At 52.2% G+C, this 24450-nt stretch carries 17 protein-coding genes, 3 tRNA genes and 3 rRNA genes; 19 read left to right on the top strand and 4 right to left on the bottom strand.

Annotated elements, in window-relative coordinates:
• Nucleotides 1-259: 259 nt before the first annotated feature.
• The 7 genes from kup (at nucleotide 260) to rbsR (ending at nucleotide 8206) form a co-directional block, all read left to right on the top strand.
• Complete coding sequence (kup, locus tag GFC06_RS04390) at nucleotides 260-2128, top strand: low affinity potassium transporter Kup (RefSeq protein WP_003023768.1); 1869 nt, start codon at nucleotides 260-262, stop codon at nucleotides 2126-2128.
• Between the two features lie 192 nt (nucleotides 2129-2320).
• Entirely contained in the window at nucleotides 2321-2740 is a 420-nt protein-coding gene (gene rbsD, locus GFC06_RS04385; protein ID WP_016155090.1) for a D-ribose pyranase, read from the top strand.
• Nucleotides 2741-2747: 7 nt separating this feature from the next.
• Nucleotides 2748-4253 carry a ribose ABC transporter ATP-binding protein RbsA gene (gene rbsA, locus GFC06_RS04380; protein ID WP_153689865.1) on the top strand — a complete coding sequence of 502 codons (1506 nt, stop codon included), beginning with the start codon at nucleotides 2748-2750 and terminating at the stop codon, nucleotides 4251-4253.
• A 5-nt stretch (nucleotides 4254-4258) separates the two neighbouring features.
• Nucleotides 4259-5224 (top strand): ribose ABC transporter permease, encoded by a 966-nt coding sequence (gene rbsC, locus GFC06_RS04375; RefSeq protein ID WP_003023762.1) that lies wholly within the window; start codon nucleotides 4259-4261, stop codon nucleotides 5222-5224.
• 24 nt (nucleotides 5225-5248) lie between these two features.
• Nucleotides 5249-6139, top strand: a complete 891-nt coding sequence (rbsB, locus tag GFC06_RS04370) for a ribose ABC transporter substrate-binding protein RbsB (RefSeq protein WP_016155091.1) — start codon at nucleotides 5249-5251, stop codon at nucleotides 6137-6139.
• 141 nt (nucleotides 6140-6280) lie between these two features.
• Complete coding sequence (gene rbsK / locus GFC06_RS04365) at nucleotides 6281-7210, top strand: ribokinase (protein WP_016157826.1); 930 nt, start codon at nucleotides 6281-6283, stop codon at nucleotides 7208-7210.
• A gap of 3 nt (nucleotides 7211-7213) precedes the next feature.
• Nucleotides 7214-8206, top strand: coding sequence for a ribose operon transcriptional repressor RbsR (rbsR, locus tag GFC06_RS04360; protein ID WP_016155093.1), 993 nt, complete (start codon nucleotides 7214-7216; stop codon nucleotides 8204-8206).
• Here rbsR and mdtD read toward each other — a convergent pair.
• Together mdtD and GFC06_RS04350 are read right to left on the bottom strand one after the other, a co-directional pair.
• Entirely contained in the window at nucleotides 8172-9599 is a 1428-nt protein-coding gene (gene mdtD, locus GFC06_RS04355) for a multidrug transporter subunit MdtD (RefSeq protein WP_153689864.1), read from the bottom strand. The two genes, rbsR and mdtD, sit on opposite strands and share 35 nt — an antisense overlap.
• Before the next feature lies 1 nt (nucleotide 9600).
• A complete protein-coding gene (locus GFC06_RS04350; protein ID WP_016157828.1) occupies nucleotides 9601-10305 on the bottom strand; it encodes a FadR/GntR family transcriptional regulator in 705 nt (234 codons plus the stop codon).
• Nucleotides 10306-10759: 454 nt separating this feature from the next.
• On the opposite strand from GFC06_RS04350, the gene GFC06_RS04345 reads away from it, so the two are divergent.
• The 6 genes from GFC06_RS04345 (at nucleotide 10760) to GFC06_RS04320 (ending at nucleotide 16060) form a co-directional block, all read left to right on the top strand.
• A 16S ribosomal RNA gene (locus GFC06_RS04345) occupies nucleotides 10760-12301 on the top strand.
• An 85-nt stretch (nucleotides 12302-12386) separates the two neighbouring features.
• Nucleotides 12387-12462 (top strand) — tRNA-Glu (locus GFC06_RS04340).
• 219 nt (nucleotides 12463-12681) lie between these two features.
• Nucleotides 12682-15588: ribosomal RNA gene (locus GFC06_RS04335) — 23S ribosomal RNA — on the top strand.
• 96 nt (nucleotides 15589-15684) lie between these two features.
• A 5S ribosomal RNA gene (rrf, locus tag GFC06_RS04330) occupies nucleotides 15685-15800 on the top strand.
• Together the 16S, 23S and 5S rRNA genes with 3 tRNA genes alongside form the textbook arrangement of a ribosomal RNA operon.
• Before the next feature lie 55 nt (nucleotides 15801-15855).
• Nucleotides 15856-15932 (top strand) — tRNA-Asp (locus GFC06_RS04325).
• A 52-nt stretch (nucleotides 15933-15984) separates the two neighbouring features.
• Nucleotides 15985-16060 (top strand) — tRNA-Trp (locus GFC06_RS04320).
• 100 nt (nucleotides 16061-16160) lie between these two features.
• Here GFC06_RS04320 and hdfR read toward each other — a convergent pair.
• The gene (gene hdfR, locus GFC06_RS04315) at nucleotides 16161-17006 is read right to left on the bottom strand and encodes an HTH-type transcriptional regulator HdfR (protein ID WP_094761725.1); all 846 of its coding nucleotides are present in this window, start codon (nucleotides 17004-17006) and stop codon (nucleotides 16161-16163) included.
• 106 nt (nucleotides 17007-17112) lie between these two features.
• Between hdfR and maoP the strand changes: the two genes are divergently transcribed.
• On the top strand, nucleotides 17113-17451 hold the full coding sequence (maoP, locus tag GFC06_RS04310; protein ID WP_003018025.1) for a macrodomain Ori organization protein MaoP: 339 nt from the start codon (nucleotides 17113-17115) through the stop codon (nucleotides 17449-17451).
• A gap of 24 nt (nucleotides 17452-17475) precedes the next feature.
• On the opposite strand, the gene GFC06_RS04305 is transcribed toward maoP, so the two are convergent.
• The gene (locus GFC06_RS04305) at nucleotides 17476-18996 is read right to left on the bottom strand and encodes a YifB family Mg chelatase-like AAA ATPase (RefSeq protein WP_046274875.1); all 1521 of its coding nucleotides are present in this window, start codon (nucleotides 18994-18996) and stop codon (nucleotides 17476-17478) included.
• Nucleotides 18997-19349: 353 nt separating this feature from the next.
• Here GFC06_RS04305 and ilvL point away from each other — a divergent pair, with 353 nt between their 5' ends.
• From ilvL to ilvD, 5 genes are all read left to right on the top strand, one after another.
• Nucleotides 19350-19448 (top strand): ilv operon leader peptide, encoded by a 99-nt coding sequence (ilvL, locus tag GFC06_RS04300; protein WP_001311244.1) that lies wholly within the window; start codon nucleotides 19350-19352, stop codon nucleotides 19446-19448.
• 139 nt (nucleotides 19449-19587) lie between these two features.
• Nucleotides 19588-21234, top strand: coding sequence for an acetolactate synthase 2 catalytic subunit (ilvG, locus tag GFC06_RS04295; protein WP_047499578.1), 1647 nt, complete (start codon nucleotides 19588-19590; stop codon nucleotides 21232-21234).
• Nucleotides 21231-21494, top strand: coding sequence for an acetolactate synthase 2 small subunit (ilvM, locus tag GFC06_RS04290; RefSeq protein ID WP_003018017.1), 264 nt, complete (start codon nucleotides 21231-21233; stop codon nucleotides 21492-21494). Before ilvG ends, ilvM begins: the two co-directional genes overlap by 4 nt.
• A 17-nt stretch (nucleotides 21495-21511) precedes the next feature.
• Complete coding sequence (locus tag GFC06_RS04285; protein WP_003829030.1) at nucleotides 21512-22441, top strand: branched-chain amino acid transaminase; 930 nt, start codon at nucleotides 21512-21514, stop codon at nucleotides 22439-22441.
• Nucleotides 22442-22597: 156 nt separating this feature from the next.
• A complete protein-coding gene (ilvD, locus tag GFC06_RS04280; protein WP_153689863.1) occupies nucleotides 22598-24448 on the top strand; it encodes a dihydroxy-acid dehydratase in 1851 nt (616 codons plus the stop codon).
• Nucleotides 24449-24450: the final 2 nt, after the last annotated feature.

Below are 24450 nucleotides of genomic sequence, written 5' to 3'. Positions count from 1 at the left end.
ATAGACTGAAGGTGCGCTTATTTTTCTTTGAGCCAGATTAATCTGGTCTCATTTAGGGGTACGATTTTGCGATTAATCGTGCATACTGTGCGCCTTTTTGTGGGCCAAGGGACGACGCACACATTTCTTATATATACACCAAATCAATCAAGCTGCACCAAGGCGGCAATGGAGTTTTCTTCTGGGATGGGGGGAATAACGAATGCAGCCCACGCGGAGGTAGCTTGAAAGATGATGTGTATAAACGAAAGACGAGTCTATGAGCACTGATAATAAACAATCATTGTCTGCGATTACCCTTGCGGCCATTGGGGTTGTCTACGGTGATATTGGTACCAGCCCACTTTATACGCTTCGTGAATGTTTGTCCGGCCAGTTTGGTTTTGGCGTTGAACGTGACGCCGTATTTGGCTTTCTCTCGCTGATTTTCTGGCTGCTGATCTTTGTTGTCTCCATTAAATACCTGACGTTTGTCATGCGCGCGGATAACGCCGGAGAAGGCGGGATCCTGACGCTGATGTCATTGGCCGGGCGTAATACTTCAGCACGAACAACCTCCATGCTGGTGATTATGGGGTTGATTGGCGGCAGCTTCTTCTATGGAGAAGTGGTGATAACGCCTGCTATCTCGGTGATGTCGGCGATTGAAGGTCTGGAGATCATTGCCCCGCAACTGGATACCTGGATTGTTCCGCTCTCGATAATCGTACTGACCCTGCTGTTTTTGATTCAAAAACACGGTACCGGCATGGTCGGTAAGCTGTTTGCGCCGATTATGCTGTTGTGGTTCCTGACGCTGGCGGTGTTAGGCGTGCGCAGTATTATTGGCAATCCGGAAGTGCTGCAGGCGCTCAATCCATATTGGGCGGTGCATTTCTTCCTCGAATTCAAAACGTTGTCCTTTATTGCGCTGGGTGCGGTGGTGTTGTCGATTACCGGTGTTGAAGCGCTGTATGCGGATATGGGCCACTTTGGTAAGTTGCCGATTCGCCTGGCATGGTTCTCCGTGGTATTGCCTTCGCTGGTACTCAACTATTTTGGTCAGGGGGCGTTGCTGTTAAAGCATCCTGAAGCGATAAAAAACCCGTTCTTCCTGCTGGCGCCGGACTGGGCGTTGATACCGCTCCTGATCCTCGCCGCGCTGGCAACGGTTATCGCTTCACAGGCGGTTATCTCCGGCGTCTTCTCACTGACGCGTCAGGCCGTGCGTCTGGGGTATTTATCGCCGATGCGTATCATCCATACCTCGGAAATGGAATCGGGACAGATCTACATTCCTTTCGTTAACTGGATGCTCTATTTTGCAGTGGTTATTGTGATTGTGAGCTTTGAACACTCCAGCAATCTGGCTGCGGCGTACGGGATTGCGGTGACGGGGACGATGGTGCTGACCTCAATTCTGTCGACCACCGTGGCGCGCAAAAACTGGCACTGGAATAAATACTTCGTCTTCCTGATCCTGGTGGCGTTCTTGTGCGTCGATGTTCCGCTGTTCTCCGCGAACCTCGATAAACTGATTTCCGGCGGTTGGCTGCCTCTGACGCTGGGTCTGGTGATGTTCACCATCATGACTACCTGGAAAAGCGAGCGTTTCCGTCTGCTGCGTCGCATGCATGAGCACGGCAACTCTCTGGAGGCGATGATTGCCTCTCTGGAGAAATCACCACCGGTACGCGTGCCGGGAACGGCGGTGTACATGTCTCGTGCATTGAACGTCATCCCGTTTGCGCTACTGCATAACCTCAAACATAACAAGGTTCTGCATGAACGCGTTATTCTGCTGACGCTGCGCACGGAAGATGCGCCATATGTTCACAATGTGCGTAGGGTGCAGATTGAGCAGTTATCGCCCACCTTCTGGCGCGTGGTGGCCAGCTACGGTTGGCGCGAAACGCCGAACGTTGAAGAAGTGTTCCATCGCTGCGGTCTGGAAGGCTTAAGCTGTCGGATGATGGAAACCTCGTTCTTCATGTCGCACGAGTCGTTGATTGTTGGAAAACGACCATGGTATCTGCGTCTGCGCGGCAAGCTGTATCTGCTACTACAACGCAATGCGCTGCGCGCCCCGGACCAGTTTGAAATCCCACCGAACCGGGTTATTGAGCTCGGTACTCAGGTCGAGATTTAATCTCATCGACGCCCTCTTTCATCGCGAAAGGGGGCGTTTTGTTTTGTCCCTCCCAGTTTTCATTTCATCGAATGATAATCCTTGCGAAACGTTTCGATGGCGATCACATTTTCGTAACTTCGCGGTGGTTTTATGTCCACTCTTCGCTCTACACTTATCTTCAGCGAAACGTTTCGCTAGTGGGGAAAGAAAATGAAGAAAGGCACGGTACTCAACTCTGAAATTTCATCGGTGATCTCCCGTCTGGGGCATACCGATACGCTGGTGGTGTGTGATGCAGGTTTACCCATCCCGAATAGCACAACGCGTATCGATATGGCATTAACCCAGGGCGTACCTTCTTTTATGCAGGTACTGGATGTGGTGACACGTGAAATGCAGGTCGAGGCGGCCATTCTCGCGACGGAAATTAAACAACATAATCCGCAACTCCACGAAACGTTGCTCAGCCACATTGAGCAACTGCAACAACACCAGGGAAACACCATAGAAATTCGTTACACCACGCATGAACAATTCAAAAAACAAACCGCAGACAGTCAGGCGGTAATTCGCAGCGGAGAGTGTTCTCCGTATGCGAATATCATTCTCTGTGCTGGCGTCACGTTCTGAGGCCATCATGAACGCATTACTGCAACTCAAAGGGATCGATAAAGCGTTCCCGGGCGTAAAAGCGCTATCCGGCGCCGCGCTGAATGTCTACCCAGGCCGCGTAATGGCGCTGGTGGGCGAAAACGGCGCGGGCAAATCCACCATGATGAAAGTGCTGACCGGGATCTATACCCGTGATGCCGGTTCTTTATTGTGGTTGGGAAAAGAGACCACCTTTAACGGCCCTAAATCCTCCCAGGAAGCCGGAATCGGTATCATCCACCAGGAGCTGAATTTGATCCCGCAACTCACTATCGCCGAGAACATTTTTCTTGGCCGTGAGTTCGTTAATCGCTTTGGCAAAATTGACTGGAAGAAGATGTACGCCGAAGCCGATCTGCTGCTTGCCAAACTGAATCTGCGCTTTAAAAGCGACAGACTGGTCGGTGAACTGTCGATTGGCGATCAGCAGATGGTTGAAATTGCCAAAGTGCTGAGCTTTGAATCGAAGGTCATCATTATGGATGAACCGACGGATGCGCTCACCGATACCGAAACCGAATCCCTGTTCCGCGTTATTCGCGAACTGAAATCCCAGGGACGCGGCATTGTCTATATTTCTCACCGCATGAAAGAGATCTTCGAGATTTGTGACGACGTGACCGTTTTTCGCGACGGGCAGTTTATTGCCGAGCGTGAAGTCGCCTCGCTGACCGAAGACTCGCTGATTGAAATGATGGTGGGACGTAAGCTGGAAGAACAATACCCGCGCCTGGAAAAAGCGCCGGGTGATATTCGCCTGAAGGTCGATAACCTGTGCGGCCCTGGCGTAAACGATGTTTCATTCAAGCTACGTAAAGGCGAGATCCTTGGCGTATCGGGGCTGATGGGGGCCGGACGTACCGAGCTGATGAAAGTGTTGTACGGCGCATTGCCGCGCACCAGCGGTTACGTCACGCTTGATGGCCATGAAGTGGTCACCCGTTCGCCGCAGGATGGGTTGGCTAACGGCATCGTCTATATTTCTGAAGACCGTAAACGCGATGGTTTAGTGCTGGGCATGTCGGTGAAAGAGAACATGTCACTAACCGCGCTGCGTTATTTCAGTCGCGCTGGTGGAAGCCTTAAACATAAAGACGAGCAGCAGGCGGTAGGTGATTTTATTCGTCTGTTCAATGTTAAAACGCCATCGATGGAACAGGCTATCGGTCTGCTTTCTGGCGGTAATCAGCAGAAAGTGGCGATTGCGCGCGGTCTGATGACCCGACCAAAAGTCCTGATCCTCGATGAACCAACGCGCGGCGTTGACGTTGGGGCTAAAAAAGAAATCTATCAGCTTATCAACCAGTTTAAGGCCGATGGGCTGAGCATCATTCTGGTCTCCTCTGAGATGCCAGAAGTATTGGGCATGAGCGATCGAATTATCGTTATGCATGAAGGGCATCTCGGCGGTGAGTTCACTCGCGAGCAGGCCACTCAGGAAGTATTAATGGCTGCCGCTGTGGGCAAGCTTAATCGCGTGAATCAGGAGTAAAAAAGATGACTACCCAGGCTGTTTCTGGTCGCCGTTATTTCACTAAAGCATGGCTTCTGGAGCAAAAGTCGCTCATCGCTCTGTTAGTGCTGATCGCGATTGTTTCCACCATGAGCCCTAACTTTTTTACCGTTAATAACCTGTTCAACATCCTCCAGCAAACGTCGGTGAACGCCATCATGGCCGTTGGCATGACGCTGGTTATCCTGACGTCGGGGATCGATCTGTCTGTCGGTTCTTTGCTGGCGCTTACCGGTGCGGTTGCGGCTTCCATTGTAGGGATTGAAGTCAATGCGCTGGTGGCTGTCGCTGCGGCCCTGGCGCTCGGTGCTGCTATTGGCGCGGTAACCGGGGTGATTGTCGCGAAAGGCCGGGTACAGGCGTTTATCGCGACCCTGGTGATGATGCTGCTGCTGCGTGGTGTGACCATGGTATACACCAACGGCAGTCCGGTTAATACCGGGTTTACTGACAATGCCGATCTGTTTGGCTGGTTTGGTATTGGTCGTCCGTTAGGCGTCCCTACGCCTGTGTGGATTATGGGGATTGTCTTCCTCGCGGCGTGGTACATGCTGCACCACACTCGTCTGGGTCGTTATATCTATGCGCTGGGCGGTAACGAAGCGGCAACGCGCCTGTCCGGTATCAGCGTAAGTAAAATCAAAATTATCGTTTACTCCCTGTGTGGTCTGCTGGCATCGCTGGCGGGCATCATTGAAGTAGCGCGCCTCTCCTCTGCGCAACCGACGGCAGGTACTGGCTATGAGCTGGATGCTATCGCCGCGGTGGTGTTAGGTGGTACCAGCCTGGCGGGCGGTAAAGGACGTATTGTTGGGACGCTGATCGGCGCATTGATTCTTGGTTTCCTCAATAATGGTTTGAATTTGTTAGGTGTATCCTCCTATTACCAGATGATCGTCAAAGCGGTGGTGATTTTGCTGGCGGTACTGGTAGACAACAAAAAGCAGTAACAACGATTACAGGACATCTTAAATATGAACATGAAAAAACTGGCTACCCTGATTTCTGCTGTTGCGCTGAGCGCCACCGTGAGCGCGAATGCGATGGCGAAAGATACCATTGCGCTGGTGGTCTCCACCCTCAACAACCCGTTCTTTGTTTCTTTGAAGGATGGGGCGCAAAAAGAGGCCGATAAGCTGGGCTACAACCTGGTGATTCTGGACTCACAGAACAACCCGGCGAAAGAGCTGGCTAACGTTCAGGATTTAACAGTTCGTGGAACTAAAATTCTGCTGATTAACCCGACGGACTCCGATGCTGTTGGTAACGCTGTGAAGATGGCTAACCAGGCGAAAATTCCGGTTATCACCCTTGACCGCGTTGCGTCCAAAGGCGAAGTAGTAAGCCATATTGCATCTGATAACGTGCTGGGCGGTAAGATTGCGGGCGATTACATCGCGAAGAAAGCGGGTGAAGGCGCGAAAGTTATCGAACTGCAGGGTATTGCCGGTACTTCAGCGGCGCGTGAGCGTGGCGAAGGTTTCCAGCAGGCTGTTGCGGCACACAAATTTAACGTACTGGCCAGCCAGCCGGCCGACTTCGACCGCACCAAAGGTCTGAACGTCATGCAGAACCTGCTTACCGCGCATCCTGACGTGCAGGCCGTATTTGCCCAGAACGATGAAATGGCGTTGGGTGCGCTGCGCGCACTGCAAACTGCGGGTAAATCTGATGTGATGGTGGTTGGATTTGACGGTACTCCAGATGGCGAAAAAGCAGTAAATGATGGCAAACTGGCTGCGACCATTGCTCAGCTGCCGGATCAGATCGGCGCGAAAGGCGTTGAGACTGCGGATAAAGTCCTGAAAGGCGAGAAGGTTCAGGCTAAATATCCGGTTGACCTGAAGCTGGTCATCAAGCAGTAATACCGATTCAGGTCGCTCGCGGCCTGATGGAGACATAAAGACGCCATCCCCGTATCGGGTTTTGGGGATGAAAGCGTAAAAAGAAAAGCAGGGCACGCGCCACCCTAATCCGGTGGCGCACTTTGACTTGGAACACCAAATATGAAAACCGCAGGCAACCTCGTTGTTCTTGGCAGTATCAATGCCGATCACATCCTCAACCTTAACTCTTTCCCGACACCTGGTGAAACCGTAACCGGTAACCATTATCAGGTCGCATTTGGTGGTAAAGGCGCGAATCAGGCTGTTGCTGCGGGGCGTAGTGGCGCGAATATCGCATTTATTGCCTGTACGGGTGATGATGATATTGGCGAAAGTGTTCGTAAACAGTTAGCTAAAGATAATATCGATATTGCGCCGATTAGCGTAATTTCGGGGGAATCGACCGGTGTGGCGTTGATTTTTGTGAATGGTGAAGGTGAGAACGTCATCGGCATTCATGCTGGTGCGAACGCGGCACTTTCGCCTGCGCTGGTGGAAGCTCAGCATGAGCGTATTGCCCAGGCGTCCGCCTTACTGATGCAGTTAGAGTCGCCGATCGAAAGCGTACTGGCTGCGGCAAAGATTGCACATCAAAATAAGACCACGGTAGCCCTTAACCCGGCCCCGGCACGTGAACTTTCTGACGAACTGCTGGCGCTGGTGGATATTATTACCCCGAATGAAACCGAGGCTGAAAAGCTCACGGGGATCCGGGTTGAAAACGATGAAGACGCGGCCAAAGCTGCGCAGGCATTGCACGCGAAGGGGATCCATACTGTACTGATTACCTTAGGCAGTCGCGGGGTGTGGGCCAGCGTAAATGGTGAAGGTCAGCGTGTGCCAGGGTTTAAAGTGGACGCCGTTGATACCATCGCCGCTGGGGATACCTTTAACGGCGCGTTAATTACAGCGTTACTGGAAGAGACTCCGCTGCCTGAAGCTATCCGATTTGCACATGCCGCTGCGGCGATTGCGGTCACCCGTAAGGGCGCACAGCCTTCCGTTCCATGGCGCGAAGAAATAGAAGCGTTTTTAAGTCAACAGAGGTAACGCTTGGCTACAATGAAGGACGTCGCCCGCCTGGCGGGGGTTTCCACGTCGACGGTTTCTCACGTCATTAATAAAGATCGCTTTGTCAGTGAGTCTGTCACTGACAAAGTTGAAGCGGCGATTAAAGAGCTTAACTACGCGCCCTCAGCGCTGGCGCGTAGTCTCAAGTTAAACCAGACCCACACTATTGGCATGTTAATCACTGCCAGTACTAATCCCTTTTATTCTGAGCTGGTGCGCGGCGTTGAACGTAGTTGTTTTGAACGCGGTTACAGCCTGGTGCTGTGCAATACCGAAGGTGATGAACAGCGCATGAACCGTAATCTGGAAACGTTAATGCAAAAACGGGTGGACGGCTTGCTGCTGCTCTGCACGGAAACACATCAACCTTCCAGGGAGATCATGCAACGCTATCCTTCTATACCGACCGTCATGATGGACTGGTCGCCTTTTGATGGTGAAAGCGATCTGATCCAGGATAACTCCCTGTTGGGCGGGGATTTAGCCACTCAACATCTTATCGAAAAAGGTTTTACGCGCATTGCCTGCATCACCGGGCCGCTGGATAAAACTCCGGCGCGTTTACGTCTGGAAGGATATCGGGCGGCAATGAAGCGGGCGGGTTTGCCTGTCCCGGAAGGTTACGAGATTACCGGTGACTTTGAGTTCGGCGGCGGCTTTGAAGCTATGCAAACGTTGCTGTCGCATAAACAGCGACCGCAGGCCGTTTTTACCGGCAATGATGCCATGGCGGTTGGCGCGTATCAGGCTCTGTACCAATCGGGATTGCGCATTCCGCAGGATATGGCGGTGGTGGGTTATGATGATATCGAGCTGGCGCGCTATATGACGCCGCCGCTGACGACCATCCATCAACCAAAAGATGAACTGGGCGAACTAGCCATCGATGTATTAATCCACCGGATGGCGCAGCCCGCATTACAGCAACAGCGCCTGCAACTTACTCCTGTTTTGATGGAGCGGGGGTCGGTTTAGGATTATGTCGCTCTTTAATCAGATTACGTCCATCTTTTGCTTTTAGCAGCATGAACATCAGCGCAGACACTACCGTGATAGCGCCCATCGTCATAAAGGTGTAGTGGAACTGCTCGACCGTATTGGTTCCTTCCCTACCTTCATAGATACGCAGAACGGCAGCGCTGATGGCGACCCCTAAACTGATTGATAACTGCTGAGTAACGGCCAGCACACTGTTGCCGCTGCTGGCGTTTTCATCGGTCAGGTCTGCCAGAGTGATGGTATTCATGGAGGTAAACTGGGTGGACATCGCCATACCCAAAATGAACAACGGCAGGATCAACATCCAGACCGGCATGGCGGGAGATTGCAATGCGAACTGCGCAATCATCAGGCCGATAAATACCGTAACACCCACCAGTGTGGTTCTGTAGCCGAGCCGGCGCAGCACCTGCGTCACCATTGATTTCGCCAGTATTGATCCCAGCGCCGTTGGCGCCATCATGCAACCGGCTATCAGCGCCGGGTATCCAAAGCCTACCTGCAACATCAGCGGCATTAAGAAGGGCACGCACCCTGTACCCAGACGAGTGGCAAGGTTTCCGGCGATCCCGACGGAAAAAGTTCGGGTCTTAAATATAGGAAGCGATATTAGCGGCGTTGGGTGACGACGCGCGTGGCGAATGTAGGCGAGCAGTAACAGAATGCTGGCAAGAATAATGCTGAGCGCTATCCAGGTCTCGACAAGCTTCTCACCGAACAGCTCTACCCCGCTGGAAAACAACACCAGGCTCAAACCAAACAGAAAGAAACCGGTCATATCAAAACCGCGGCGCGGCGTGGTGAAGTTCGGCATATATTTGCGGGCATAGAAGATACCGGCAACCCCAATTGGAATATTAATCAGGAAGATCCAGTGCCAACTGACCCACGTGACCAGTACACCGCCCAATACCGGACCTAAAATCGGCCCCACAAGTCCAGGCATGGTTACGAAGTTAAGCACGGGAAGCAGTTCGCTGCGGGGGTAAGCACGTAATAATGCCAGACGGGCAACGGGCATCATCATGGCGCCGCCAATGCCCTGAATGACGCGGAAAATCACCAGTTCGCTTAGGGAGCTGGACAGCGCACAGGCCAGCGAACCCAGCGTAAACAGGCTAACAGCTATCATAAAGACGCGCCGGGTACCGAACCTGTCTGCCAGCCATCCACTCACCGGGATCAGCATCGCGACCGTCAGGGTGTAACTGATAATGGCCGACTGCATGGCGAGCGGAGAGCGGTTAAGGCTGTGTGCTATTGCGGGTAAGGCGGTATTGAGGATCGTGGCGTCTAGTGCCTGCATAAAAAAGGCCATGGCTGCTATCCACGGTAGCCCGGCCATACTGCGTGATTTCTTTTCTGACATATTATTTATCCGGTAGCACGTTCGGTGCTATCAGCAATGCCTGACAGGCAGCGAAGGCGCGATCGCCATCGCTCTCATCTATTGCGTCGACAATGGCCTGGTGTAAATCCAGCTTGACCACGTCGTTATAGGTAATAGAGGTAAAGTAGGTCTGGTAAACGGAATGGAAGAGTGACGCGAAGGAGATAAGGAACGGGTTCGCACTCATTTCATAGATGTGTTCATGCCAGGCGATATCAACCTCAATCCAACGCTCGCGTCTGAAGTTCCTTTTCAGCTCGACCATTTCTTCCATCAGCGTGTTGAGATGCGCTTTCTGTTCTGCCGTACCTATAGTCGCCGCCAGTAAACACGCCTGAGGCTCCAGGCTGATACGCATCACCAGAAAATGTTTAATGACCTGAGAGAAATTATCTTCTGTCATCCACCAGGTGAGCAGCTCCTGGTCGAGGAAGTTCCAGTTTGCCTGCGGCATGACGCGTGTACCAATACGCGGGCGCGGTAATACCATACCTTTTGCCGTTAACGTCTTTACCGCTTCTCTTACCGCGGTACGACTCACGCCAAACTGATCACCCAGCTCTATTTCGCCAGGCAATATAGCGCCCGGTGCGTATTCACCTTTTAATATTCGCTGAGCCAGCTTTTCGGCCAGAACGTAGGACAGGTTTTTCTGTGCGGCTAGCTGTTGGGCATTTAACGGCATGAATGGTTTTCCTTACTTTATTTCTTATTCATTAGTATGCCACCTGGAAGTGTTATTGCGGCTGCAAAAACGGCAATTTGCTTATTTTATGGCATGTTAATGGTGGTTTTGCTGAAAAAACACGCACTCGGAAAGTTATTTTAAATTTCCCCTTGTCAGCCTGAAATAACTCCCTATAATGCGCCTCCACTGACACGGAACAACGGATTACAAACCGCCGGGTCAGCGGAGAAAAGCGAAAATAAACGCTTGACTCTGTGGCGGGATGGCGTAATATGCACACCCCGCGCCGCTGAGAAAAAGCGAAGCGGCACTGCTCTTTAACAATTTATCAGACAATCTGTGTGGGCACTCGAAGATACGGATTCTTAACGTCGCAAGACGAAAAATGAATACCAAGTCTCTGAGTGAACACGTAATTCATTACGAAGTTTAATTCACGAGCATCAAACTTAAATTGAAGAGTTTGATCATGGCTCAGATTGAACGCTGGCGGCAGGCCTAACACATGCAAGTCGAACGGTAGCACAGAGGAGCTTGCTCCTTGGGTGACGAGTGGCGGACGGGTGAGTAATGTCTGGGAAACTGCCCGATGGAGGGGGATAACTACTGGAAACGGTAGCTAATACCGCATAACGTCGCAAGACCAAAGAGGGGGACCTTCGGGCCTCTTGCCATCGGATGTGCCCAGATGGGATTAGCTAGTAGGTGGGGTAACGGCTCACCTAGGCGACGATCCCTAGCTGGTCTGAGAGGATGACCAGCCACACTGGAACTGAGACACGGTCCAGACTCCTACGGGAGGCAGCAGTGGGGAATATTGCACAATGGGCGCAAGCCTGATGCAGCCATGCCGCGTGTATGAAGAAGGCCTTCGGGTTGTAAAGTACTTTCAGCGAGGAGGAAGGTGTTGTGGTTAATAACCGCAGCAATTGACGTTACTCGCAGAAGAAGCACCGGCTAACTCCGTGCCAGCAGCCGCGGTAATACGGAGGGTGCAAGCGTTAATCGGAATTACTGGGCGTAAAGCGCACGCAGGCGGTCTGTCAAGTCGGATGTGAAATCCCCGGGCTCAACCTGGGAACTGCATCCGAAACTGGCAGGCTAGAGTCTTGTAGAGGGGGGTAGAATTCCAGGTGTAGCGGTGAAATGCGTAGAGATCTGGAGGAATACCGGTGGCGAAGGCGGCCCCCTGGACAAAGACTGACGCTCAGGTGCGAAAGCGTGGGGAGCAAACAGGATTAGATACCCTGGTAGTCCACGCCGTAAACGATGTCGACTTGGAGGTTGTGCCCTTGAGGCGTGGCTTCCGGAGCTAACGCGTTAAGTCGACCGCCTGGGGAGTACGGCCGCAAGGTTAAAACTCAAATGAATTGACGGGGGCCCGCACAAGCGGTGGAGCATGTGGTTTAATTCGATGCAACGCGAAGAACCTTACCTACTCTTGACATCCAGAGAACTTAGCAGAGATGCTTTGGTGCCTTCGGGAACTCTGAGACAGGTGCTGCATGGCTGTCGTCAGCTCGTGTTGTGAAATGTTGGGTTAAGTCCCGCAACGAGCGCAACCCTTATCCTTTGTTGCCAGCGGTTCGGCCGGGAACTCAAAGGAGACTGCCAGTGATAAACTGGAGGAAGGTGGGGATGACGTCAAGTCATCATGGCCCTTACGAGTAGGGCTACACACGTGCTACAATGGCATATACAAAGAGAAGCGACCTCGCGAGAGCAAGCGGACCTCATAAAGTATGTCGTAGTCCGGATTGGAGTCTGCAACTCGACTCCATGAAGTCGGAATCGCTAGTAATCGTGGATCAGAATGCCACGGTGAATACGTTCCCGGGCCTTGTACACACCGCCCGTCACACCATGGGAGTGGGTTGCAAAAGAAGTAGGTAGCTTAACCTTCGGGAGGGCGCTTACCACTTTGTGATTCATGACTGGGGTGAAGTCGTAACAAGGTAACCGTAGGGGAACCTGCGGTTGGATCACCTCCTTACCTTAAAGAACCGACCTTTGTAGTGCTCACACAGATTGTCTGATGAAAAGTAAATAGCAAGGCGTCTTGCGATTGAGACTTCAGTGTCCCCTTCGTCTAGAGGCCCAGGACACCGCCCTTTCACGGCGGTAACAGGGGTTCGAATCCCCTAGGGGACGCCACTTGCTGGTATGTGTGAGTGAAAGTCGCCGACCGAAGTATCTCAAAACAGACTTCCGAGTCTCGTTTGAGATATTTGCTCTTTAAAAATCTGGATCAAGCTGAAAATTGAAACGACACACTGTTTCATTTCTCCGTAATAAGAAATGAAAAGCGGTGTGTTCGAGTCTCTCAAATTTTCGCAATACTGAAGTGTTTTACGAAACATCTTCGGGTTGTGAGGTTAAGCGACTAAGCGTACACGGTGGATGCCCTGGCAGTCAGAGGCGATGAAGGACGTGCTAATCTGCGATAAGCGTCGGTAAGGTGATATGAACCGTTATAACCGGCGATTTCCGAATGGGGAAACCCAGTGTGATTCGTCACACTATCATTGCGTGAATACATAGCGTAATGAAGCGAACCGGGGGAACTGAAACATCTAAGTACCCCGAGGAAAAGAAATCAACCGAGATTCCCCCAGTAGCGGCGAGCGAACGGGGAGCAGCCCAGAGTCTGAATCAGCATGTGTGGTAGTGGAACGGTCTGGAAAGTCCGGCGATACAGGGTGATAGCCCCGTACACAAAAGTGCATGTGTTGTGAACTCGAAGAGTAGGGCGGGACACGTGGTATCCTGTCTGAATATGGGGGGACCATCCTCCAAGGCTAAATACTCCTGACTGACCGATAGTGAACCAGTACCGTGAGGGAAAGGCGAAAAGAACCCCGGCGAGGGGAGTGAAAAAGAACCTGAAACCGTGTACGTACAAGCAGTGGGAGCCTCTTTATGGGGTGACTGCGTACCTTTTGTATAATGGGTCAGCGACTTATATTCTGTAGCAAGGTTAACCGAATAGGGGAGCCGAAGGGAAACCGAGTCTTAACTGGGCGTTAAGTTGCAGGGTATAGACCCGAAACCCGGTGATCTAGCCATGGGCAGGTTGAAGGTTGGGTAACACTAACTGGAGGACCGAACCGACTAATGTTGAAAAATTAGCGGATGACTTGTGGCTGGGGGTGAAAGGCCAATCAAACCGGGAGATAGCTGGTTCTCCCCGAAAGCTATTTAGGTAGCGCCTCGTGAACTCATCTTCGGGGGTAGAGCACTGTTTCGGCTAGGGGGTCATCCCGACTTACCAACCCGATGCAAACTGCGAATACCGAAGAATGTTATCACGGGAGACACACGGCGGGTGCTAACGTCCGTCGTGAAGAGGGAAACAACCCAGACCGCCAGCTAAGGTCCCAAAGTCATGGTTAAGTGGGAAACGATGTGGGAAGGCACAGACAGCCAGGATGTTGGCTTAGAAGCAGCCATCATTTAAAGAAAGCGTAATAGCTCACTGGTCGAGTCGGCCTGCGCGGAAGATGTAACGGGGCTAAACCATGCACCGAAGCTGCGGCAGCGACACTATGTGTTGTTGGGTAGGGGAGCGTTCTGTAAGCCGTTGAAGGTGTGCTGTGAGGCATGCTGGAGGTATCAGAAGTGCGAATGCTGACATAAGTAACGATAATGCGGGTGAAAAACCCGCACGCCGGAAGACCAAGGGTTCCTGTCCAACGTTAATCGGGGCAGGGTGAGTCGACCCCTAAGGCGAGGCCGAAAGGCGTAGTCGATGGGAAACAGGTTAATATTCCTGTACTTGGTGTTACTGCGAGGGGGGGACGGAGAAGGCTATGTTAGCCGGGCGACGGTTGTCCCGGTTTAAGCATGTAGGCGGAGATTCCAGGTAAATCCGGAGTCTTGTTAACGCTGAGGTGTGATGACGAGGCACTACGGTGCTGAAGTAACAAATGCCCTGCTTCCAGGAAAAGCCTCTAAGCATCAGGTAACACAAAATCGTACCCCAAACCGACACAGGTGGTCAGGTAGAGAATACCAAGGCGCTTGAGAGAACTCGGGTGAAGGAACTAGGCAAAATGGTGCCGTAACTTCGGGAGAAGGCACGCTGATATGTAGGTGAAGTGATTTACTCATGGAGCTGAAATCAGTCGAAGATACCAGCTGGCTGCAACTGTTTATTAAAAACACAGCACTGTGCAAACACGAAAGTGGACGTATACGGTGTGACGCCTGCCCGGTGCCGGAAGGTTAATTGATGGGGTTATCCGTAAGGAGAAGCTCTTGATCGAAGCCCCGGTAAACGGCGGCCGTAACTATAACGGTCCTAAGGTAGCGAAATTCCTTGTCGGGTAAGTTCCGACCTGCACGAATGGCGTAATGATGGCCAGGCTGTCTCCACCCGAGACTCAGTGAAATTGAACTCGCTGTGAAGATGCAGTGTACCCGCGGCAAGACGGAAAGACCCCGTGAACCTTTACTATAGCTTGACACTGAACACTGGTCCTTGATGTGTAGGATAGGTGGGAGGCTTTGAAGTGTGGACGCCAGTCTGCATGGAGCCAACCTTGAAATACCACCCTTTAATGGCTGGTGTTCTAACGTAGACCCGTAATCCGGGTTGCGGACAGTGTCTGGTGGGTAGTTTGACTGGGGCGGTCTCCTCCTAAAGAGTAACGGAGGAGCACGAAGGTTAGCTAATCCTGGTCGGACATCAGGAGGTTAGTGCAAAGGCATAAGCTAGCTTGACTGCGAGAGTGACGGCTCGAGCAGGTGCGAAAGCAGGTCTTAGTGATCCGGTGGTTCTGAATGGAAGGGCCATCGCTCAACGGATAAAAGGTACTCCGGGGATAACAGGCTGATACCGCCCAAGAGTTCATATCGACGGCGGTGTTTGGCACCTCGATGTCGGCTCATCACATCCTGGGGCTGAAGTAGGTCCCAAGCGTATGGCTGTTCGCCATTTAAAGTGGTACGCGAGCTGGGTTTAGAACGTCGTGAGACAGTTCGGTCCCTATCTGCCGTGGGCGCTGGAGAATTGAGGGGGGCTGCTCCTAGTACGAGAGGACCGGAGTGGACGCATCACTGGTGTTCGGGTTGTCATGCCAATGGCATTGCCCGGTAGCTAAATGCGGAAGAGATAAGTGCTGAAAGCATCTAAGCACGAAACTTGCCCCGAGATGAGTTCTCCCTGACCCTTTAAGGGTCCTGAAGGAACGTTGAAGACGACGACGTTGATAGGTCGGGTGTGTAAGCGTAGCGATACGTTGAGCTAACCGATACTAATGAACCGTGAGGCTTAACCTTACAACGCCGAAGATGTTTTGGCGGATGAGACATCGAAATTCAGCTTGATTACAGATTACATCGACATGCGAAAAGTGTGTTGATAAACAGAATTTGCCTGGCGGCTGTAGCGCGGTGGTCCCACCTGACCCCATGCCGAACTCAGAAGTGAAACGCCGTAGCGCCGATGGTAGTGTGGGGTCTCCCCATGCGAGAGTAGGGAACTGCCAGGCATCAAATTGCAGTAAACCGGGATGAATAATCCGGGTAGTGACAAAGAAATTCGGTGGAGCGGTAGTTCAGTTGGTTAGAATACCTGCCTGTCACGCAGGGGGTCGCGGGTTCGAGTCCCGTCCGTTCCGCCACTTATTAGAATATTAAGCCTGCTACCAAGCAGGCTTAATGATAAGAAAATTTAGGGGCGTAGCTCAGTTGGTAGAGCACCGGTCTCCAAAACCGGGTGTCGCGAGTTCGAGTCTCTCCGCCCCTGCCAGAAATAATCCTTAGCATTTTTGCTAAGGATTTTTTTTTACTTGCAATTTGAATTGTGCCTTCCTGCTGTTTTACTCCCGGCATCCTTGCCTATATTTTCTTTAATTTTCCAGAATATTTGTTCTCAGCAGATCGCAAATTAGTCCATTTTTATCGCTGTTTTGCAGCCAAACTGCATATAAAGGACGTGAAAGCGTTGTACTGTCGGTAACCGTATGGAGATCGCTTTTGGTTTTGGCCCAGTTGACGGGAAGCCAGCTAAAGCCCTTAATCACTGAAAGTTGCTGCCTGGCCAATTCTGCCGAACTGGTGGTGAGTACCGGCACTTCATCTCCCGCTATTAGTCCCGCTTCGTGTTGTTGAAAATCGGGTCCCCATTCCAGGCGTAAATAATTCAGCTCATCTTTGGTTTGCGACGGAGAGCTGCAATAGAGTGCCAGCGTGAAATATCCCAACAGTTGGCTGCTAAATTCGTCCATTTTGGGTGTTTCGGTAGTAATCAGTAGATCAAGCTGTCGTTCATGAAGCTGTTTTACTAACGATTGGCGTTGAGCGATCCTCGCTTCAAACTGCAGGCTGGATTGTGGCTCCTGAGATTGATACAAACGCTTCAACCAGTCATTAAGCATGCACTCCCAGAGAGATGCGCTGGCACCGATAGAAAACTCGTTATGCCGCGAGGTATTCGCGACTTCCTTACGTGCTGCCTGCCACGTATTCATCAACGTTTCGGCGTAAGGCAATAATTTTTCACCTGCAGCGGTTAAACGGATATTGTTTCTGTGTCGGGTGAACAGGTTTACACCCAATTGATTTTCCAGTTGTCTGATTCGGAAACTAACCGCTGATTGGGTCAGGTAGAGTGCTTCAGCAGCCCTGCCAAAGTGGCGTGTCCGGCTAACTTCCAGGAAAGTTTTTAACAATTCCGTATCCACAACTCGCTCCATAAAATTATTTGTCGTTATGATTTAAATCTTTTGTTTGACGCTCTGTCAAGCGTAACTAATACTCCGCGCCATAAATAGCTCGGCCAAAGAATTAGGAGCGTGCAGGATGGCGGAAAGCTTTACGACGACTAATCGATATTTCGATAATAAATATTATCCCCGCGGATTCTCCCGTCATGGTGATTTCACCATTAAAGAAGCACAACTGCTTGAGCGTCACGGTTATGCTTTCAACGAGCTGGATCTGGGCAAGCGTGAGCCGGTAACTGAAGAAGAAAAACTGTTTGTTGCGGTATGCCGTGGTGAACGTGAGCCGGTTACCGAAGCTGAACGTGTGTGGTCTAAATACATGACGCGTATTAAGCGTCCAAAACGCTTCCACACCTTATCGGGTGGGAAACCTCAGGTGGAAGGCGCAGAAGACTACACCGAATCTGATGATTAATAAAAAAGGGCGAAAGCCCTTTTTTTATGTCAGTAGTTTCTGCAGATGAATGAGTAACCTGTCTATCGCTCGGTACCCAACGGCCTCCTGTAAATGCTGGCGAGAGATGTGATCACATTGTTCGATATCCGCAATCGTTCGAGCGACCTTAATCAGGCGCAGCCAGGCGCGGATAGACAATCCGAGATGCGCGAGCGTTTCTTCAAGCCACTGTGCATCGTCGCTACGCAGCAGGCAGTATTTATGGATATCCTGACTGTCCAGATGTGCGTTTAACTTATTTTGCCGCTGATACTGACGCTCTCGCGCTGCCATAACACGTTGCTTCACCGTTGCGCTATTTTCCCCTTTCATCGCGCTCTGGCTGAGTATACCGGGCGGCGGTAAGGGAATTTCGAGGGAGAGGTCGAAGCGGTCAAGAAATGGACCTGACAATCGATTTAGGTAGCGCAGCGTCTGTTCTGGGGTACAGCGGTTATGGTTCCCCTGATAATGGCCCGTCGGGCTTGGATTCATCGCAGCTATGAGTTGAAAGCGTGCGGGATAGGTTATTTTTGCTCTGGTGCGGGATAGATGGATCTGCCCGGACTCGATGGGTTCGCGCAGTGCATCCAGCGTGCGCCGCTCAAACTCGGGTAGTTCATCCAGAAACAGTATGCCGTTGTGCGCCAAAGAGATCTCTCCTGGCGCAGGAATAGAGCCTCCACCGACCATGGCGGTTAATGAAGCACTGTGATGTGGCGAGCGAAAAGGGCGTTGCTTCCACTGTTTTTGTATCGTGTCGGAATGGATCAGACTGAGTATCGCGGCACTTTCCAGCGCTTCATCGTTGCTAAGTGGAGGGAGCAGCCCTCTGAGTCGACTGGCTAGCATAGTCTTTCCCGTACCCGGCGGGCCGATGAGCAAGAGGTTGTGGCCGCCTGCTGCGGTAAGCTCCAGCCCGCGTTTACCCTGTTCCTGGCCGATAACATCGCTCAGATCATCGGCTAATGCGTTAGGCGTAAAATCTGCGGATGATGGCCTGTCTAAATCATGCTTACCTTCGAGAAATGCGCATACGGTCTGCAGGTGATCGGCGATCAGGCACCCTTCGCCGTGTATCAGTCCAACTTCAGCGGCATTCTCTTTTGCGACAATAATTCGCCTGCCTGCACGAATGGCCTCGGTTGCGCTTGATATCGCGCCGGGAACGCCGCGTAGCGCGCCTGTAAGCGCTAATTCACCTACCAGCTCGTAGGTGTCGAGATTGTGGGGTGTAAGCTGCTCAGAAGCGGCCAGAAGCGCAACAGCGATAGGTAAATCATATCGCCCCCCTTCTTTCGGGAGATCGGCCGGAGCGAGGTTTATAGTTATCTTCTTTGCCGGGAATTCATAACCGCTATTAATAATCGCACTGCGTACCCGATCGCGAGCCTCTTTCACCGTCGTTTCGGGCAGCCCCACCATGGTTAAACCAGGCAGGCCGTTGCTGATATGTACCTCGATGGTAATGGCTGGCGCATTCACGCCTAGTGCGGCGCGTGTGTGAACAATCGATAGTGACATAATTCCTCCTGATAAAAGTATTATGTCGTAATACATCGCGGCAAGATTTCATATAATTACGGTTTTTAGATGCTGATTCCCGTATTTTTGCGCAACGTATAACTGCTTACATTAAGCCTGGAATGACGCCCGCAAATGCTTTTGAATGGTGTTTGTATTGGGGATCGGGTTACCGAGGATCGCCTGAAGCGTGAAATATTTTCATTTTTGATTTTTTTGTATAAAAAACAACGGTATTTATCTAAACCGTTAACGACGTCAGAAAAACGAATAAAAAAATATCTTGTGTCATTTGCAAATTCTATGGTAACTCTTTAGGTATTCCTTCGAACAAGATGCAAGAAAATACAAAAATGACAGCCCTTCTACGAGTGATTAGCCTGGTCGTGATTAGCGTGGTGGTGATTATTATCCCACCGTGCGGGGCTGCACTTGGACGAGGAAAGGCTTAGAAAACAAGCCTTAACGAACTAAGACCCCCGCACCGAAAGGTCCGGGGGTTTTTTTTGACCTTAAAAACATACACGAGGAGCAGAAAGTGAACGGTAGCATAAAATTCTGTTTCTCAAGATTTACGGCGGGGATGTAACTATGAATGGGGCACAGTGGGTGGTACATGCGTTGCGTGCACAAGGGGTTCAAACCGTCTTTGGTTATCCTGGTGGCGCAATTATGCCGGTTTACGATGCGTTGTATGACGGCGGCGTAGAGCACCTGTTGTGCCGACACGAGCAGGGTGCGGCAATGGCGGCGATTGGCTATGCCCGTGCGACCGGTAAAACCGGCGTTTGTATCGCTACCTCCGGCCCTGGCGCAACCAACCTGATCACGGGCCTTGCCGATGCGCTGTTAGATTCTGTTCCAGTGGTGGCGATCACCGGTCAGGTGGCATCACCTTTCATCGGAACGGATGCGTTCCAGGAAGTGGACGTGCTGGGGATGTCTCTGTCCTGCACCAAACACAGCTTCCTGGTACAGTCACTCGAAGAGTTGCCGCGTATCATGGCTGAGGCTTTCGCCGTGGCGAATTCCGGTCGTCCGGGTCCGGTTCTGGTTGATATCCCGAAAGACATCCAATTAGCCAGCGGTACGCTGGAGCCATATTTTACGACCGTCGAAAACGTAGAGACGTTTCCGCACGCTGACGTTGAGCAGGCACGTAATATGCTGGCGCAGGCGCAAAAGCCCATCCTGTACGTAGGTGGTGGCGTAGGTATGGCGCAGGCGGTCCCGGCCCTGCGTGAATTTATCGCGGTAACCCAAATGCCGGTCGCCTGCACGCTGAAAGGTCTGGGCGCAGTAGATGCTGACTACCCGTACTATTTGGGGATGTTGGGAATGCACGGTACTAAAGCCGCGAATTTTGCGGTGCAAGAGTGCGATTTACTGATTGCGGTTGGCGCACGTTTTGATGACCGAGTGACTGGCAAGCTGAATACCTTCGCACCGAACGCCAGCGTAATCCACATGGATATCGACCCGGCGGAAATGAACAAACTGCGCCAGGCACACGTAGCGCTGCAGGGGGATTTAAATTCTCTTCTGCCAGCATTACAGCAATTGATGAAGATTGACGAATGGCGTCAGCACAGCGCAGAACTGCGCGCAGAACATACCTGGCGCTACGACCATCCGGGGGAAGCTATCTATGCGCCACTGTTGTTAAAGCAGTTATCCGATCGCAAACCTGCGGATAGCGTAGTGACAACGGATGTGGGCCAGCATCAGATGTGGTCGGCACAGCATATGACCTACACTCGCCCTGAAAATTTCATCACGTCGAGCGGTCTGGGGACGATGGGCTTTGGCCTGCCAGCAGCGGTTGGCGCGCAGGTTGCTCGCCCGAATGATACGGTAATCTGTATCTCCGGTGACGGTTCCTTCATGATGAATGTACAGGAATTGGGCACCGTAAAACGCAAGCAGTTGCCGCTGAAGATAGTTTTACTCGACAACCAGCGGTTAGGCATGGTGCGACAATGGCAGCAGCTGTTTTTCCAGGAACGTTATAGCGAAACCACCCTTACCGATAACCCCGATTTCCTCATGTTGGCCAGAGCCTTCGGCATTCCTGGTCAACACATCACCCGTAAAGACCAGGTTGAAGCGGCACTCGACACCATGCTGAACAGCGAGGGGCCATACTTGCTTCATGTCTCAATCGACGAACTTGAGAATGTCTGGCCTCTGGTGCCACCTGGCGCCAGTAACTCAGAAATGCTGGAGAAATTATCATGATGCAACATCAGGTCGCCGTTGAGGCTCGTTTCAATCCGGAAACGTTAGAACGTGTTTTACGCGTGGTACGTCATCGTGGTTTTCAGGTGTGCTCCATGAATATGGAAGCCGCCAGCGATGCGCAAAATATAAATATCGAATTGACCGTTGCCAGCCCCCGGTCGGTCGACTTACTGTTTAGTCAGTTAAGTAAACTGGTAGATGTTGCACATGTTGCTATCTGCCAGAGCACAACCACATCACAACAAATCCGCGCCTGAGCGCAAAAGGAAGAAAAATGACGACGAAAAAAGCTGATTACATTTGGTCTAATGGCGAGATGATTCGTTGGGAAGACGCGAAGGTCCACGTGATGTCCCACGCGCTGCACTACGGTACTTCTGTATTTGAAGGGATCCGTTGCTACGATTCTCACAAAGGGCCGGTAGTGTTCCGTCATCGCGAACATATGCAGCGTCTGCGTGATTCAGCCAAGATCTATCGTTTTCCCGTTTCTCAGAGCGTTGATGAGCTGATGGAAGCTTGCCGTGAGGTGATTCGTAAAAACAACCTGACCAGCGCCTATATCCGTCCGCTGGTGTTTGTTGGCGACGTAGGGATGGGCGTTAACCCGCCTGCGGGATACACCACTGATGTGATAATCGCCGCGTTCCCATGGGGGGCTTACCTCGGTGCTGAAGCGCTGGAGCAGGGGATCGACGCGATGGTTTCTTCCTGGAACCGCGTTGCGCCGAACACGATTCCTACCGCTGCTAAAGCAGGTGGTAACTATCTGTCTTCGCTGCTGGTGGGTAGTGAAGCGCGTCGTCATGGCTACCAGGAAGGCATTGCGCTGGATGTGAATGGCTACATCTCCGAAGGCGCGGGCGAAAACCTGTTTGAAGTAAAAGACGGCATTCTGTTTACCCCGCCGTTTACCTCTTCCGCGCTGCCGGGTATCACCCGTGACGCGATCATTAAGCTGGCGAAAGATCTCGATATCGAAGTGCGTGAGCAGGTGTTGTCTCGTGAATCGCTGTACCTGGCCGACGAAGTATTCATGTCCGGTACCGCGGCCGAAATCACCCCAGTACGCAGCGTCGATGGTATTCAGGTGGGCGAAGGCCGCTGCGGTCCGGTCACCAAACGCATCCAGCAGGCCTTCTTTGGCCTCTTCACCGGTGAAACGGAAGATAAATACGGCTGGTTGGATTCAGTAAACCAATAACAAAATTAATATTTCCCCAAAATAGTTCACGTTGCAGGAAGACGGCAACGCAGCGAGCCCCAGGAGCTTACTTTAGTAGGTGACTGGGGGGAGCGAGGCAGCCCTCAGCTGCGGCGTGAAATATGCAGGGGAAAGACAGACGGGAGTTAATCAAGCATGCCTAAGTATCGTTCTGCTACCACCACCCACGGCCGCAATATGGCGGGTGCCCGCGCACTGTGGCGCGCCACCGGGATGACCGATGATGACTTCGGTAAACCGATTATCGCTGTGGTGAACTCCTTTACCCAGTTTGTGCCGGGCCACGTCCACCTGCGCGATCTCGGTAAGCTGGTTGCCGAACAAATCGAAGCCTCAGGCGGCGTGGCGAAAGAGTTCAACACCATCGCCGTGGATGATGGTATCGCCATGGGTCATGGCGGCATGCTTTATTCACTGCCGTCGCGTGAGCTGATCGCCGATTCAGTGGAATATATGGTTAACGCCCACTGCGCCGATGCGATGGTCTGCATCTCTAACTGCGATAAAATCACCCCCGGGATGTTAATGGCCTCTCTGCGGCTGAATATTCCGGTGATCTTTGTTTCCGGCGGCCCAATGGAAGCCGGGAAAACCAAGCTCTCTGACCAAATCATCAAGCTTGATCTGGTTGATGCGATGATTCAGGGCGCAGACCCGAAAGTCTCCGACTCGCAGAGCGAGCAGGTTGAACGTTCGGCCTGTCCGACCTGCGGCTCGTGCTCCGGGATGTTCACCGCCAACTCGATGAACTGCCTGACCGAAGCGCTGGGTCTGTCGCAGCCGGGTAACGGTTCGCTGTTGGCGACTCACGCCGACCGTAAAGAGCTGTTCCTCAACGCAGGTAAACGCATCGTTGAGCTGACCAAACGCTACTACGAGCAGGATGACGCTTCAGCCCTGCCGCGCAACATTGCCAGCAAGGCGGCGTTTGAGAACGCCATGACGCTGGATATCGCGATGGGCGGCTCTACCAACACCGTTCTGCACCTGCTGGCGGCCGCGCAGGAAGCGGAAATCGACTTCACCATGAGTGATATTGATAAGTTGTCCCGCAAAGTCCCGCAGCTGTGTAAAGTTGCGCCGAGTACGCAGAAATACCATATGGAAGACGTGCACCGCGCGGGCGGCGTACTGGGCATTTTAGGCGAGCTGGATCGCGCCGGTCTACTGAACCGCGACGTGAAAAACGTGCTGGGACTGACTCTGCCGCAAACGCTCGATAGTTATGACGTTATGCTGACCAAAGACGACGCGGTGAAAAAAATGTTCCGCGCAGGTCCGGCTGGCATCCGTACCACCCAGGCGTTCTCACAGGATTGTCGTTGGGACACCCTGGATGATGACCGCGCAGAAGGTTGCATTCGCTCGTTGGAACATGCTTACAGCAAAGACGGCGGCCTGGCAGTCTTGTACGGTAACTTCGCGGAAAACGGCTGTATCGTAAAAACCGCTGGTGTAGATGACAGCATCCTGAAATTCACCGGCCCGGCAAAAGTGTATGAAAGCCAGGACGATGCGGTTGACGCTATCCTTGGCGGTAAAGTGGTTGCCGGCGACGTGGTGGTGATTCGCTACGAAGGGCCGAAGGGCGGGCCAGGCATGCAGGAAATGCTCTACCCAACCACCTTCCTGAAATCGATGGGTCTCGGTAAGGCCTGCGCGCTGATTACCGACGGTCGTTTCTCTGGCGGTACTTCGGGGCTTTCCATTGGTCACGTTTCTCCTGAAGCGGCCAGCGGCGGTAATATCGCAATTATCGAAGATGGCGACATGATTGCTATCGATATCCCGAATCGAGGCATTCAACTGCAACTGAGCGATGCGGAAATCGCTGCGCGCCGTGAAGCGCAAGAAGCTCGTGGTGACAAAGCCTGGACGCCAAAAGAGCGTCAGCGTCAGGTCTCCTTTGCGCTGCGCGCTTACGCCAGCCTGGCAACCAGCGCCGACAAAGGTGCGGTGCGCGATAAGTCGAAACTAGGGGGATAATG

The organism is Citrobacter braakii (assembly GCF_009648935.1).
In the GTDB taxonomy this organism is placed as follows: domain Bacteria; phylum Pseudomonadota; class Gammaproteobacteria; order Enterobacterales; family Enterobacteriaceae; genus Citrobacter; species Citrobacter braakii.
Note: the sequence above shows the minus strand (reverse complement) of the source record. Positions and strands in the feature narration are given on the sequence as shown.